This window comes from Catellatospora tritici (assembly GCF_019083965.1).
In the GTDB taxonomy this organism is placed as follows: domain Bacteria; phylum Actinomycetota; class Actinomycetes; order Mycobacteriales; family Micromonosporaceae; genus Catellatospora; species Catellatospora tritici.
Genome location: NZ_JAHRCY010000003.1, coordinates 415,796 through 429,004, shown reverse-complemented (window position 1 = coordinate 429,004; position 13,209 = coordinate 415,796). Strand labels below are relative to the sequence as shown.

Sequence of the window (13,209 nt, the reverse complement as noted above, 5' to 3'; positions counted from 1 at the left end):
TTCGCCCGCGCGCTGATCCGCTGTTCGCACGCCCGCTGGTCCGCTGTTCGCACGCCGCTGATCCGCTGTTCGCACGCCCGTTGGTCCGGTGTTCGCACGCGCGAAGCGGGCACGCGAGAACGTGGCGGGAGTCGGGCAGACTTGACGTTATGTCCACCCCCACGACACCCTCCGTCAATCCGCCCCCCGCACCGCGGCTTGACCTGGTCGAACAGCTGCACGGTCGGCTGGTCGCCGATCCGTACCGGTGGCTGGAGGATCCGGCGGACCCCCGCACCCAGGCCTGGTCGGCCGGGCAGGACGAGCTGCTCGCCGCGGCCAGGTCCAGCTGGCCCGACCGGGCCGCGCTGCACGAGCGGCTGTCGCAGCTGCTCGCCGTTGGCGCCGTGACGGCCCCCCGCTGGTACGGCGAGCGCGGCTTCTTCCTGCGTCGCACCGCCGAGCAGGACCACGCCGTGCTGCACGTGATCGAGCCGGACGGCGCCGAGCGCGTGCTCATCGACCCCGGCGCACTGGACCCCTCCGGCGCCACCACCCTGGACTGGTTCTACCCGTCCTGGGAGGGCACGCTGCTGGCGTACGCGCTCAGCGTCGGCGGCACCGAGGAGCCGCAACTGCGCGTGCTCGACGTCGCCACCGGCGAGATCGTCGACGGGCCGATCGGGCGCATGCGGCACACCCATATCGCCTGGCTGCCCGGCGGCGCCGCCTTCTACTACTCGCGCTTCCTGGCGCCCGGTTCGGTGCCCGGTGACGAGGCCAAGCTGCACCGCCGGGTCTACCTGCACCGCCTGGGCACCGACCCGGACACCGACCCGCTGATCCTCGGCGACGGGTCGCCGCGCGGACGCTACTTCTATCCCAACGTCTCCCGCGACGGCCGCTGGTTGTGGGTGCAGGAGAACCAGGGCACCGACCCACGCAACGACGTGTGGATCGCCGACCTGGCCGCCTCGCCCGCCGACGCGCCGGACCTGCGACCGCTGCAGGTCGGCGTCGACGCGCTGACCTTCCCGTACTTCCACGGGGACCGGGTCTACCTGCGTACCAATCGCGACGCCCCGCGTTGGCGGCTGTGCACCACCGACCCGGCGCACCTGGACTACGCGCACTGGACCGACCTGGTCGGTCAGGACCCGGACGCGGTGCTCAACGGTTACGAGATCCTCGACGGCACCTCGCTGGAGCAGCCGGTGCTGCTGGTGAACACCACTCGCCACGCCATCGACGAGCTGACCCTGCACGACCTGGACACCGGCGTCGAACTGTCCAAGGTCGCGCTGCCGGGCCTGGGCAGCATCGGCCCGCTCAACGTCCGGGCCGACCGGGCCGACCAGGCCTGGTTCAGCTACGGCGACTACACCAGCCCGGGTACCGTCTACCGGTTCGACGGCCGGGACGCGTCGGTCTCGAAGTGGGCTGGGCCGCCCGGGGCGTCGTGCGCGCCCCAGCTGACCACCACCCAGGTGAGCTTTACCTCGGCCGACGGCACCGACGTGCACATGTTCGTCGTCTCGGCGCCCGGCCGCGAAGCCGGTCCGCGCCCGACCGTCCTGTACGGCTACGGCGGCTTCAACGTCTCGCTCGCGCCGTGGTACTCCCCCAGCGCCATCGCCTGGATCGAGGCGGGCGGCGTCTGGGCGGTGGCCAACCTGCGCGGCGGCGGCGAGGAGGGCGAGGCGTGGCACCGCGCGGGCATGCTCGCGCACAAACAGAACGTCTTCGACGACTTCCACGCCGCCGCGGACTGGTTGGTCGACAACGGCGTCACCACCCCGGAGCAGCTCGCGATCTGGGGCGGCTCCAACGGCGGCCTGCTGGTCGGCGCGGCGCTGACGCAGCGGCCCGACCGGTACGCCGCGGTCGTCTGCTCGGCGCCGCTGCTGGACATGGTCCGCTACGAGCTGTTCGGCCTCGGCTCCACCTGGGCCGGGGAGTACGGCAGCGCCGCCGTGCCCGAGCAGCTGGACTGGCTGCTGGCCTACTCGCCGTACCACAACGTGCACGAGGGCACCGCGTATCCGGCGGTGCTGTTCACGGTGTTCGACAGCGACACCCGGGTCGACCCGCTGCACGCGCGCAAGCTCGCGGCACAACTCCAGCACGCCAGCACGGGCGCGCCGGTGCTGCTGCGGCGCGAGGGCGACGTGGGGCACGGCAGCGCGTCGATCTCCCGCAGCATCGACCTGTACGCCGACCAGCTCGCCTTCCTCGCCGCGCACACCCGCGCGGACGGCTGACACCGCGCCCGGCCGGTCACGGGGGCAGCCCGTGACCGGCCGTGCGCCTAGGCTGACCCGATGATCGACGCCCTCGACGCCCTCGACGCCCTCGACGCCCTCGACCGCTCGCGCCCGGCCCGGCTGGCCCGGCACGCCACCGCCGCCACCGCGCTGGCCCTGCTCAGCGACGCGCGGCTGGCCCGGCTGCTGGACGAGGCGCCCGTGCTCGGCGCGGGCATCGGCGGCGTCAACACGGTCCTGGACGTCGACGGCGTACGCGTCTTCGCCAAGCGAATCCCGGTGACCGACCTGGAGCGCCGGCACGTCCGCAGCACCGCCAACCTCTTCGACCTGCCCCTGTTCTGCCAGTACGGCGTGGGCGGGCCGGGTTTCGGGGTGTGGCGCGAGGTGGCCGCGCACGAGCTGGCCAACGGCTGGGTGACCAGCGGCCGCGCGGCGGGTTTCCCGCTGCTGCACCACTGGCGGGTGCTGGACGGGCAGCCACCGCAGACCACCCCCGAGGAGCACGCCGATCCGGAGCTGACGGTGGCGTACTTCCACGGCTCGGACGAGGTCCGGCGGCGCCTGGCCGCGGTCACCGGGTCGACCGCCAGCGTGGTGCTGTTCCTGGAGCACCTGCCGTGGAACCTGGCCGACTGGCTGTCGGCGCGGGTGGCGGCCGGCGACGGCGCGGCCGCGTACGCGATGGTCGAGCGCGAGCTGCTGGCGCAGCTGCCGCTGCTGGGCGGCGAGCTGGTCCACTTCGACCACCACTTCCGCAACGTGCTCACCGACGGTCAGCGGCTCTACTTCGGCGACCTGGGGCTGGCCACCTCGCCCCGGTTCGAACTGTCGGGGGCGGAGCGGGAGTTCCTGGCCGCCCACCGCGACCACGACCGGTGCTATGCGGTGATGGAGCTGGTCAACAGCGTGGTCCGGGCGCTGAGCGGGCTGACCGGGTGGCCCGAGCGGTTCGACCTGGTACGCCGCTGCGCCGACGGCCGGCCCTGCCCCGAGCTGCCCGACTGGGCGCAGGCGCTGGTCCGGCGGCACGCGGCGGTGGCCGTGGTCATGAACGACTTCTACTGGCCGCTGCACCAGGACAGCCGCGCCCTCCCCTTCCCCGCCGTCGAACTCGCGCAGGCCCTGGCCGCGGCGTCCCGGTGAACGGCCGACGTGATCGGGCTGCCACGCCGGCCGCGCCGTGCCCCGACGCTCACGCGGACGTCATGGCCCAGCCCAGCGAACGCAGGCTGTCGAGCAGCTCGGACCGCGTATAGACGGGACCTTTCGTCGGCGACCCGCGGTAGCCGATCTCGTAGCCGATCCAGAGGCCTGCGGCGTCGCCTCGGGGTCTCTGCCAGACGAAGCGGTAGCCGTCGCGCTCGTCCCGGACCAGCCAGCCAGCGGTCGAGCCCAAGGTCACGGGTTCGCCGACCGAGTTGTCGAGCGGAATCCGCACGAGTCCCATGCCCTTGAAGCCGATCTGCACAATCCCGTGCGGCTCGGTGACACTCTCCTGCAGCTGGAACTGGCCGGTGAACTCCACGGGTCCGCGGTCGCGCCTCTCCACGCCCCAGGAGAAGCTGGGCACCGCTCCGCCGCGGAAACCCGGCGGAAGCTCGGCGCGGTCGTAGACGGGCCTGAGCTGCTCGTCGGCTCCGTCGCGGATGAGGCCTCCGGCGAAGCGCTCGGGCAGCTCGACGTTCACCTGCTGGAACCCCGTCTCCATACAGTCCTCGCCCCGGGCCGGGGTGCCGTAGAGGCTGATCGTCAGGCTGTCACCGGAGGTCCCCAGCTCCGTCCGGGCATCGCGCAGGACCGTGCAGTCACCCAGTGCGGTGGCGAAGATCGACAGCTTCGTGCCGTCGACCATGCCGAACTGCCAGCCGATCCGGGGAGGCTGCAGCGCCGGCTGGGGTCTGTCGTGACGGCTCGGGCCGAGCAGCGGAACGGCGACGCCGATCACGGCCAGTACGGCGACAGCGGCGACCGCGCTGACGAGCCCGGCCCGGCGGCGCCTGACCCGGCCGTGGATGGCGTCCAGCGGAGGTAGGGCCACCCCAGGCGGAAGGTCGGCGGTCGCGTCATCGAAGATCTGCCCCAGCTCGGTGGGAGTCACCGCGAAACTCCTTCGAGGATGAGGCTCTGCAGGCTTGGATGCTGCCTCAGGGTGGCCAGCGCACGGGCGGTGTAGGACTTGACTGTTCCGATCCCGATGCCGAGCGCCTCAGCGGTCGCGGCCTCGGTGAGATCGGCGTGAAAGCGCAGCATCAGCACGGCACGCTGCTGATGCGGAAGCGACAACAGGGCCTCGCGAAGCACCTGCCGCAGCTCCGAACGCGCCACCGCGTCGACCGCCGCGCTCTCAGGAAGTCGTGCCGAGGGCACCTCGTCCCGCCACCGCCGCCGCCACCAGCTCAGGAACGTGGTGGCGAGCATGGCCCGCAGGTACGCGTCAGGCGCGTCGCCCCTGATCCGCGGCCAGCGACCGTAAGCCCTGGCCAGCACCGATTGCACCAGGTCCTCGGCCTTGTGCCAGTCTCCGGTGAGCAGCCAGGCAGAACGCACCAGTCGTGGCCACGCAGCCATGACGTACGTGTCGAAATCCTCCACGGCCGGCCTCCTTCCGCACCTCAACAACCCAAGGTCGGCAAAAGGTTGCCCTGGCCTCACGAGGAAAACAGGCAGACCATTCGTCGCCGACATCGCGGACCGGCAACCTGTTCATCGGTCCACGACCGTCCACGACCGGAGCTTGTCGGGGTTGCGTACGCCCCAGATGTGCTTGATCCGGCCGTCGACGATCTCGAACGCCATCACCACCACGGTGACGCCGTCGCGCTGAGCCACCAGGCCCGGTCGGCCGTTGACCATACGCTCCAGGATCGTCATGCCGGGCGCCCAGGTGGCGATGCCGACGGCGTAACGCGCGATCTGCTCGCTGCCGTCGATCGGGCCGAGCACCGCGCTGACCACGCCACCGCCGTCGGCGACAGCCGTGGCACCGGGGTCGAGCAGGCCGACGAGGGCATTGATGTCCTTGGCTTCCCACGCCTGTTTGAAGTCCCTGACGATGCCGGCGTGCTGCGCCGCCGGGGTCGGGGCGGGCTGCGACGCGCGAACGCGACGCCGGGCCGAGGAGGCGAGCTGGCGGCACGCGGCCGGAGTGCGTCCCACGATCTCGGCCACTTCGGCGAAGGAGTAGCCGAAGACCTCGTGGAGGATGAACGTGACGCGCTCGGCCGGGGTGAACGAGTCGAGCATGACGAGGAACGCCATGGTGACCGACTCGTCGAGGGTGACCCGGTCGGCGGGATCGGCGGCGGCACCGCCCAGGCGCCCGGTGGCCCACTCGGCGGGTTCGGGCAGCGGCTCGGGAATCCACTCGCCGACGTAGCGCTCTCGCCGCGCCCGTGCCGAACCAAGCAGGTCAAGGCAGATGCGGCTGGCCACCGTCGTCAGCCAGGCGCCGGGCGACCGGATGGCGTCCCGCTCGGACGGGGACATGGCGTACCAGCGGGCATAGGTCTCCTGCACCGCGTCCTCCGCCTCGACCAGAGACCCGAGCATCCGGTAGCCGAGATTGATCAGCTGACGCCGCTCGCGCATGATCGCGCCAAGACCCGGATCGGTCTGGGCCACTCCTGGCTCGGACGGGGTGGTCATGTCGGCTCCCTGGTCGCGGCGGCGTCAGTCCGACGAGGCAGCGGGCCCGGATGTGAGGCAGGGCACGTCGCCTCACATCCCGCAGGACTGCGTCGTCGGACACGCAGACATCATCTGGCGCACCCGAAAGTACAGCGACGCCGACGCCGGCATGATCCACCCGCGATTCGAGCACCCCGAGGAGCCCCCCATGCGCAAGGCTTTCGCCGGACTGGCGACCCTGCTCCTGCTGGTCGTCGTGGCCCAGTTCTACTTCGCGGCGAGCGGCGGGTTCAGCACTGGCCCCGATCGCGCAGCGTATCGACCACACCATGCGCTGGGGTACGTGATCTTCCTCCTGCCGATGGCCATGGCGGTCGTCGCGGCGCTGGCCCGCATGCCGAGGCGGCTGACCTGGCTGGCGGTACTGGTCACCGGGCTGGCCACGGTCGAGGTGGTGATCGCGAAGGTCGCCATGGCGTCGAGCAGCGCTGTCGGCGGGCTCGTCTTCGGCCTGCACGCGGTCTGCGGCATCGCCCTCCTCGCCGCGACCTGGACGATCTTCCGGCAGGCGGGGCCGTCCTGGGCCTTGGCACGCCGCCGTTCGAACGGCGGCGGCGCGGCCGACTGATCTGCCTGCCCGCGCTCTAATCTGCCTGCCCGCGCTCAAATCTGCTTGCCCGCGCACTAATCTGCCTGCCCGCGCACTAATCTGCCTGCCCGCGCTCTAATCTGCTTGCCCGCACTGAAACCATGGAGCGATGAACGAGCGCAAGCCCATGATCGCGGTGCTCACGGGAGCCGGGATCTCGACCGACTCCGGCATCCCGGACTTCCGCGGCCCGCAGGGCGTCTGGACCCGCGACCCGGACGCCGAGAAGCTGTTCACGTTCCAGCACTACATGGCCGACCGGGCGATCCGCCGCAAGTCGTGGCTGGCCCGGCGGGACAACGCCGCCTGGCAGGCCCAGCCCAACCCGGCCCACCTGGCGCTGGTGGAGCTGGAGCGGGCCGGGTTCCCGGTGCGGATCATCACGCAGAACATCGACGGCCTGCACCAGAAGGCGGGCTTCAGCCCCCGCAAGGTGATCGAGCTGCACGGCACCATGTTCTCCGTGCGCTGCATGCGCTGCGGGGAGCAGGGCACGATGCGCGACGCGCTGGACCGGGTCGAGGCGGGCGACCCCGACCCAGGCTGCCTGAGCTGCGGCGGCATCCTCAAGGCGGGCACGGTGATGTTCGGCGAGAACCTGGACGGGCAGAAGCTGTCCGACGCGGCCGCGATCGCCAAGGCGTGCCAGGTGTTCTGGGCGATCGGCACGTCGCTGACGGTGCAGCCGGCCGCGTCGATGTGCGCGCTGGCGATGTCGGAGGGCGCGCACACGACGATCGTGAACGCGCAGCCGACGCCGTACGACGGGGTCGCCGACGAGGTGGTGCGGGAGCCGATCGGGACGGCGGTGCCGCGCCTGGTGCGCGAGTTGCTGGCTGCCCACCCGGACTGACCGGGGCCGCCCGCCGGGAACGCGCCGGTGGGCGGCTAATTCGTTTGGTGATACCGGATATCTTCTGGATCATGACTGCCGCGCTGGAGCTCTACTTCGACCAGGCCACCACGTTCCGCCTGCGCAAGCTTTGGAACGCGCTGGAGGACGAGGGTATCCCCAGCCTGCGCGACCTGACCCACCGCAAGCACCGGCCGCACCTGTCGATCACCAGCGCGGAGGTGCTGGACGGCCCAGCGGTACAGGAGGCGCTGGGCGACCTGCCTGCCGCGCCCCCGCTGCAGCTGACCTTCGACCACATCGGGCAGTTCCTGGGCCGGGTGCTCTGGCTGGGTCCGGTGCCGACGGCGGAGCTGCTGGCCCACCACGCGGCCGTGCACGCCCGGCTGACCGCCGCCGGGATCGAGACCGGCTCGTTCTACCAGCCCGGGGCGTGGGTGCCGCACTGCACCCTGTCGATGCGCGTGCCCCTGGTCCGGATGACCGACGCCATCCGCCTGTGCCTGGACGTGCTGCCGATCGAGGCGACGTTCACCGGCGCGGCCGTGGCCGACCACTCCCGCGACCTCTACCACCCACTCCCATCCTGACCCCAACCCACCCCGAGCCGAGACCAAGGCCGGGGCCGGGCCGGGCCGGGGCCGCCAAGATCGGGTCAAGTTGCCGGGCAATCGGGCGAAAGGCGCCCCAAGATACGCCCGATTGCCCGGCAACTTGGATGATCGAGCGCGCGGTCACGCGCCGATGGCGGCCTTGACCTTGGCGATGGCGGCGGTTTCAGTGTCCTTGACTCCGCCGGAGGCGTTGGCGACCTGGTCGCAGGCGGCGCTGATGACGTTGCGGAACTCGGTCAGCTCCTGCGGGTTCTTGGCCTGCAGGATCGCGGCGGACTGCTGCAGCGCGCTGATCACCCCGGACTCCATCTCGCCGGACGAGCCCTTGGGCAGTTCCGGCAGTCCGCCGGTCTTGAGCACGTCGCGCAGCTCGGTGGAGGTGTTGGCCAGGGCCTTGGCCCCGGCGATGCTCTCCTTGAAACTGGCGAAGAAGCCGGGGTCGGCACTGGAGACCAGATACATGGCGCCGAAGGCGGCGGTACGCAGGGTCTGGCGCTCTTGGTCGGTGTAATCCGTCATGCGGCACATTCTGGACGAACACTCCTATCCAATATGGCCGTTTCGCTACTTTTGCCGCGTGTGCACGGCCGACCCCCTAAGGTCGGGGAAGAGCGTCAGCTCACCGAAACGGGGGTAACGGGGAAATGGCAGTCGACCTCAACCAGATCATGAAGCTGATGAGCGACCCGACCGTGCAGAAGCTGGTCCAGGGCCTGCTAGGTCAGCTGAGCGGCGGCAAGGGCGGCGCGCCGAACATGGCCGGCCTGATGGACCAGTTGAACAAGGCCGGCCTCGGCCAGCAGGCGCAGTCGTGGGTCAGCACCGGCCAGAACGAGCCCGTCACCGGCGCCCAGTTGCAGCAGGCGCTCGGCGGCGGCGTGCTCGAGCAGGCGGCGGCCGACGCGGGCACCACCCCGCGCCAGGCGGCCGACGACCTCGCCAAGGTGCTGCCGGGCCTGATCGACCAGGCCACGCCCAACGGCCAGCTGCCGGACCCGCAGCAGCTGCAGCAGATGATGGGCAAGTTCATGGGCGGCGCCCAGTAGCCCTGCCCGCATCCGAAGGACCGGAGCCCGCCTGCTCGTTCAGGCGGGCTCCTCGCGTGCGGTGGCCATGCTGGCCGCGCGGGCAACCTGCAGCAGACTCTCGTGGTGGTACTCGGCCTCGGCCGCCGCGTGGCCGCCGCGTACGCCGAACAGGCGCTTGCGGTAGACGAGGAAGACCACCGCACCGATGTTGATCAGCAGGGCGGCGACGCGCACCCAGGTGACCTTCTCGATCAGCTCGTACACCTCGAGTGGAATGAACAGTGAGGTCGCCACGGCGGCCAGGTACTCGCCCCAGCGTTTGAGCAGCCAGAGCCCGACCCCCTCCACCATCTGCAGCCCGCCGTAGCCGAACAGCCCCAGCGCGACCAGCGTCAGCGTCTTGGGCTCGGTGGCCAGCGCCCGTTCGACCAGGTGCAGCAGCGGCGAGTCGCGCAGGTTCCAGTGCAGCCGGTCGGCCAGCGGCTGCAGCAGCGGCAGCGTCGTGTCGAACTGGGTCCGTACCTCGCCCTGGTGGCTGCGGAAGCGGAGCACGGCCCAGCCCGCCAGCACCAGCAGCAGGCCGCGCAGGAACCGCTCGACGGCCAGCAGCCGCAGGATCACCGCGTCGCGCAGCAGCTGCCCCCGCATGGGCACCGGGGCGTCGTCGGCGGGGCCGGACGCACGCGGCTTGCCCGGCACGAAATCACCGCAGCGCAGGCAGCGCCAGGCCGCTCCCGCCGGGGTGGCCACGTGCAGGTGCTCGCGCAGCTCCGGCTCATCCGGCGCGTACGTGAGGTGGTGCCGGGCGCAGGCCAGCAGATTCCAGTCCACCGCCACCCTCCCTCCAAGGTCGTCCCCACGCTATCGGGCAGGCGCCACCAGCAGGGGACGACCTGTCCCGATCGTCGCGGCAGGTCTGTTTCCGCCGCTGAGGCTGACCAATCAGCTCGTAACGGCGGGCGCCGCCTGCCGGGCGGACCTCGGCCGAACGTACTAGTGACACCTCAGCCGGACGAACCGAAGAGGCCCCTTACCAGGGCCTTCGCCCCGCGTGACAGTGAACTCCATCACTATTCCCAGGTGGGCACTGGCAAGAACCCTTTCTAGGATCGCCGAATGCGTGGCAATGAAGCACACGAGCAGTGCGGGACCGACCACTCCCCCGTGGTCGCCCGCCAGAACCCCCGTACCGAATCCCTCAAGGCTCTGGTGGCCCGCCTGCGGGCGGTCGACCCCCGGCGCGCGCTGGCCGTCACTGGCCTGGCCGGCATGCTGGGCGCGGCCGCGCTCGGCGGCGTCGTCGCCGGTGCCGACACCCCGGAGCCCGACCACTCCGTGGCGACCGCTGTGGCGCTGCGCGCCGCGGTCAGCCGGGAGAGCCACGACGGCGCCGAGAAGGCGGCGAGCCGTTCGTTCGACCGGATCCAGCGCATGGCTGCCGAGATCGTGCAGCTGGCACCAAAGGGCGCGGTGGCCGCGGCCGCCAAGCCGAAGTCGGTGACCAAGCCGAAGACGGTCACCAAGCCCAAGACCGTGGCCAAGCCCAAGGTCGTCGCCAAGCCGAAGGCGGTGGCCAAGCCGAAGCCGAAGGCAGTGGCGAAGCCGAAGCCGAAGGCTGTCGTGCTGACGCCGGTGGCCGGGCTGGACCTGACCCAGATGCGCAACGCGCAGGCGATCGTGCAGGCCGCCCAGGCGATGAAGCTGCCCGAGCGCGCGATGGTGCTGGCCGTGGCCTGCTCGATGCAGGAGAGCAACCTGTACAACCTGGCCAGCACGGTGCTGCCGGAGTCGTACGACTACACCAACGAGGGCCAGGGCTCCGACCACGACTCGGTCGGCCTGTTCCAGCAGCGGCCCAGCTCCGGCTGGGGCGCGGTGCGTGACCTGATGCAGCCGAAGTACGCCGCGACCCAGTTCTACAAGGCGCTGGTCAACGTGTACGGCTGGCAGAACATGGCGCTGACCGACGCCGTGCAGGCGGTGCAGATCTCCGGCTTCCCGTACGCCTACGCCAAGCACGAGTGGCGGGCGCAGCAGGTCGTCGACGCCATCAACCGGTAGTTCCCCTATCGCTGCCCCGGGTGTTCGGGCCGGTCCAGGCCGAATCGGCGGGGCGGGTCCACACCCGGGGGCAGCGCGGCCAGGTGGAACCTGGCCAGCAGGGTCGGCAGAATGGTGCGCAGCGCCATGGCGGTGCCGCCCCGGTCTCCGCCGCCGTCGTGCAGCAGCACGATCGAGCCGTCGCGGGTGGCCGCGTCGACGAAGGCCGCGATCTCGGCGGGCCGTTTCAGCGGCAGCACCCAGTCCTTCGGGTCGACCTGCCAGTGCAGCGCGGTCATACCGAGTTCCCGGGCGGCCGCAACCACCTCCTTGGTCCATACCCCGCCGGGCTGCCGGAAATAGGAGACGCGCGCGCCCGGCGCGGCGGCCTGGATGGCGCGGTTGGTGCGCCGCAGGTCGGCCAGGATGTGGTCGGGCTCGCGCTGGCCGAGCTTCAGGTCGTGGGACCAGCTGTGGTTGCACAGCGTATGACCCTCCGCCACGATGTCCCGTACGAGCTGCGGATACTTCGCCACGCTCGCGCCGATCAGACAGAACGTCGCCTTGACCCGATACTCGTGCAGCAGCGCGACCACGATCGGGGTCCAGGTGGGATCCGGACCGTCGTCGAAGGTCAGCGCCACCTCCGGGGTGCCGGTGGTGTAGCGGCTGCCGGCGGGACCGAAACGCTGCGGGGCCAGCGGCGGGCGCCCCGGCCCGGTGATCGGCTCGGCCCGGGGCGGCAGCGGCGGCAACGCGGCCGGGCGCCCGCCGACGTCTACGACGTCCTCCCCGTGCCCGTCGGGGCCGACCCGGCTCAGCCAGGCCTGGGTTGCCCCGAGTCCGCCGCTGACGCGTCCCAGCAGAAATCCGGCTCCGAGCACCACCACGACCAGGGCCAGCACGGCGAGCAGTCCTCGGCTCGCCTTCCGGGGTCTCGCTCCGGCGCTCATGGCACCTCCACCGACCTCTGTTTGCATAACATAACAAACAGTCCAAATGAGGCAGGCCTGATCGGACAGAGAAGGCTACGCGTACGCCGCCACGGCCGCGGCGAGCCGTCGGTAGCGGGCCAGGCGGTGTCCGGGGCGGAATCCCTCGGTCCAGGGCTTGCGCCGCCCCGCGAAGTGCATGATCCGCACGTCGGTGTCGGGCCACGGCGCGTCCGGGCCGGGTTCCAGGTCGTAGCTGCGCATGTGGTTCCACCGGTGCGGCAGCCGCAGCCAGCGGCCGGAGGCGGCCAGGTTGAGCGCGTCCTGGTCGGGAAAGCGCAGCCGGGACGCGTTGGCGGCGAGGTAGTCCAGGCACCGGCCGGTCACGTCCTGCGCGCGCCACGCGGCCAGGTTGATCAGCAGCATCCCGGAGTTGAAGTACGCCGCGCCACCGTCGACGTCAGGTCCGGCACCCGGGATGCCGCCCTGGGCGTCCAGGGTGGGGTTGTACGCGTCGCGCACCGCCCCCAGCACCAGCTGCTCGTGCAGCGGCACCAGCTGCTCGTCCAGCGGCACCAGCTGCTCGTCCAGTGGAACCGTCCACAGCGGCGCCAGGTCGCCACAGGCCGCAGTGTCGGCGTCGAGGTAGAGCAGGCGACGCGGGCCGTCGCCGACCAGTTCGGGCAGCAGCAGGCGCAGGTACATGCCAGGGCTGAGGTAGTCGAGCCAGTCCGGTTCGGCCACCGGCAGGCTGCGGAACTCGTCGCCGCAGGTCAGCAGGCGCAGCTCGGCGCGGCCGTCGAGCTGGCGGCCCAGGTGGCCACTCCTGGTCTTGGCCACGTCGTCGGTGGTGAGCAGCCAGAACACGATGCCGTCACGGCCGGGGTGGCACTCCAGCACGGACTCCATCGCGACCTGCGCGTGCTCGGCGTACGTCTCGTCCACGGCGAAGGCGATATCCATGCCCGCCGGTATAGCAAGAAAGCCGCACGTGAATGTTATTTCATTTCAAAAGATGACTGAACTTGCAGCAACTTCTGCCGGTTCGGCCGACCGTGTCGTCGTGCCCCGGGCCAAGATCGTGCAAGTTGCCTGGCAGTCGGGCGAAAGAGTGCCCCGGATACCCCCGATTGCCCGGCAACTTGCGCGATCTTGAACGCGCGGCGCAGAGGGCCAGGCGCGGAGGTCGGGGGGAGGCGCGGAGGTCGGGGGGAGGCGCG

Annotated in this window: 14 protein-coding genes; 7 read left to right on the top strand and 7 right to left on the bottom strand. The window is 71.2% G+C overall.

Annotation, left to right across the window (positions count from 1 at the left end; genetic code table 11):
* Nucleotides 1–149 precede the first annotated feature (149 nt).
* Together KUA19_RS09105 and KUA19_RS09100 are read left to right on the top strand one after the other, a co-directional pair.
* Complete coding sequence (locus tag KUA19_RS09105) at nucleotides 150–2,240, top strand: prolyl oligopeptidase family serine peptidase (protein ID WP_217395693.1); 2,091 nt, start codon at nucleotides 150–152, stop codon at nucleotides 2,238–2,240.
* A gap of 60 nt (nucleotides 2,241–2,300) precedes the next feature.
* A complete protein-coding gene (locus tag KUA19_RS09100; protein ID WP_217395692.1) occupies nucleotides 2,301–3,389 on the top strand; it encodes a serine/threonine protein phosphatase in 1,089 nt (362 codons plus the stop codon).
* A gap of 49 nt (nucleotides 3,390–3,438) precedes the next feature.
* Here the strand turns inward: KUA19_RS09100 and KUA19_RS09095 are convergent, their stop codons facing one another.
* The 3 genes from KUA19_RS09095 to sigJ form a co-directional block, all read right to left on the bottom strand.
* The gene (locus KUA19_RS09095; RefSeq protein ID WP_217395691.1) at nucleotides 3,439–4,344 is read right to left on the bottom strand and encodes a hypothetical protein; all 906 of its coding nucleotides are present in this window, start codon (nucleotides 4,342–4,344) and stop codon (nucleotides 3,439–3,441) included.
* Nucleotides 4,341–4,838, bottom strand: coding sequence for a SigE family RNA polymerase sigma factor (locus KUA19_RS09090; RefSeq protein ID WP_308167390.1), 498 nt, complete (start codon nucleotides 4,836–4,838; stop codon nucleotides 4,341–4,343). The genes KUA19_RS09095 and KUA19_RS09090 overlap by 4 nt, the downstream gene beginning before the upstream one ends.
* Before the next feature lie 111 nt (nucleotides 4,839–4,949).
* Nucleotides 4,950–5,891 carry an RNA polymerase sigma factor SigJ gene (gene sigJ / locus KUA19_RS09085; protein ID WP_254548998.1) on the bottom strand — a complete coding sequence of 314 codons (942 nt, stop codon included), beginning with the start codon at nucleotides 5,889–5,891 and terminating at the stop codon, nucleotides 4,950–4,952.
* Between sigJ and KUA19_RS09080 the strand changes: the two genes are divergently transcribed.
* The 3 genes from KUA19_RS09080 (at nucleotide 5,890) to KUA19_RS09070 (ending at nucleotide 7,965) form a co-directional block, all read left to right on the top strand.
* Nucleotides 5,890–6,501 carry a DUF6220 domain-containing protein gene (locus KUA19_RS09080; protein ID WP_217395689.1) on the top strand — a complete coding sequence of 204 codons (612 nt, stop codon included), beginning with the start codon at nucleotides 5,890–5,892 and terminating at the stop codon, nucleotides 6,499–6,501. The genes sigJ and KUA19_RS09080 overlap by 2 nt on opposite strands.
* 130 nt (nucleotides 6,502–6,631) lie before the next feature.
* Nucleotides 6,632–7,375, top strand: a complete 744-nt coding sequence (locus KUA19_RS09075; RefSeq protein WP_254548996.1) for an SIR2 family NAD-dependent protein deacylase — start codon at nucleotides 6,632–6,634, stop codon at nucleotides 7,373–7,375.
* A gap of 71 nt (nucleotides 7,376–7,446) precedes the next feature.
* Nucleotides 7,447–7,965, top strand: coding sequence for a 2'-5' RNA ligase family protein (locus KUA19_RS09070; protein WP_217395688.1), 519 nt, complete (start codon nucleotides 7,447–7,449; stop codon nucleotides 7,963–7,965).
* 144 nt (nucleotides 7,966–8,109) lie between these two features.
* Here KUA19_RS09070 and KUA19_RS09065 read toward each other — a convergent pair whose 3' ends face one another.
* Nucleotides 8,110–8,508 carry a hypothetical protein gene (locus KUA19_RS09065; RefSeq protein WP_217395687.1) on the bottom strand — a complete coding sequence of 133 codons (399 nt, stop codon included), beginning with the start codon at nucleotides 8,506–8,508 and terminating at the stop codon, nucleotides 8,110–8,112.
* 125 nt (nucleotides 8,509–8,633) lie between these two features.
* Between KUA19_RS09065 and KUA19_RS09060 the strand changes: the two genes are divergently transcribed.
* Nucleotides 8,634–9,035 carry a YidB family protein gene (locus KUA19_RS09060; RefSeq protein ID WP_217395686.1) on the top strand — a complete coding sequence of 134 codons (402 nt, stop codon included), beginning with the start codon at nucleotides 8,634–8,636 and terminating at the stop codon, nucleotides 9,033–9,035.
* A 39-nt stretch (nucleotides 9,036–9,074) separates the two neighbouring features.
* On the opposite strand, the gene KUA19_RS09055 is transcribed toward KUA19_RS09060, so the two are convergent.
* The gene (locus KUA19_RS09055) at nucleotides 9,075–9,848 is read right to left on the bottom strand and encodes a DUF2127 domain-containing protein (RefSeq protein WP_217395685.1); all 774 of its coding nucleotides are present in this window, start codon (nucleotides 9,846–9,848) and stop codon (nucleotides 9,075–9,077) included.
* Nucleotides 9,849–10,133: 285 nt separating this feature from the next.
* Between KUA19_RS09055 and KUA19_RS09050 the strand changes: the two genes are divergently transcribed.
* Nucleotides 10,134–11,078 carry a hypothetical protein gene (locus KUA19_RS09050; protein WP_217395684.1) on the top strand — a complete coding sequence of 315 codons (945 nt, stop codon included), beginning with the start codon at nucleotides 10,134–10,136 and terminating at the stop codon, nucleotides 11,076–11,078.
* Between the two features lie 5 nt (nucleotides 11,079–11,083).
* On the opposite strand, the gene KUA19_RS09045 is transcribed toward KUA19_RS09050, so the two are convergent.
* Nucleotides 11,084–12,010 carry a polysaccharide deacetylase family protein gene (locus KUA19_RS09045; RefSeq protein WP_217395683.1) on the bottom strand — a complete coding sequence of 309 codons (927 nt, stop codon included), beginning with the start codon at nucleotides 12,008–12,010 and terminating at the stop codon, nucleotides 11,084–11,086.
* A gap of 75 nt (nucleotides 12,011–12,085) precedes the next feature.
* Nucleotides 12,086–12,952 (bottom strand): glycosyltransferase family 8 protein, encoded by an 867-nt coding sequence (locus KUA19_RS09040; protein ID WP_217395682.1) that lies wholly within the window; start codon nucleotides 12,950–12,952, stop codon nucleotides 12,086–12,088.
* Between the last annotated feature and the right edge of the window lie 257 nt (nucleotides 12,953–13,209).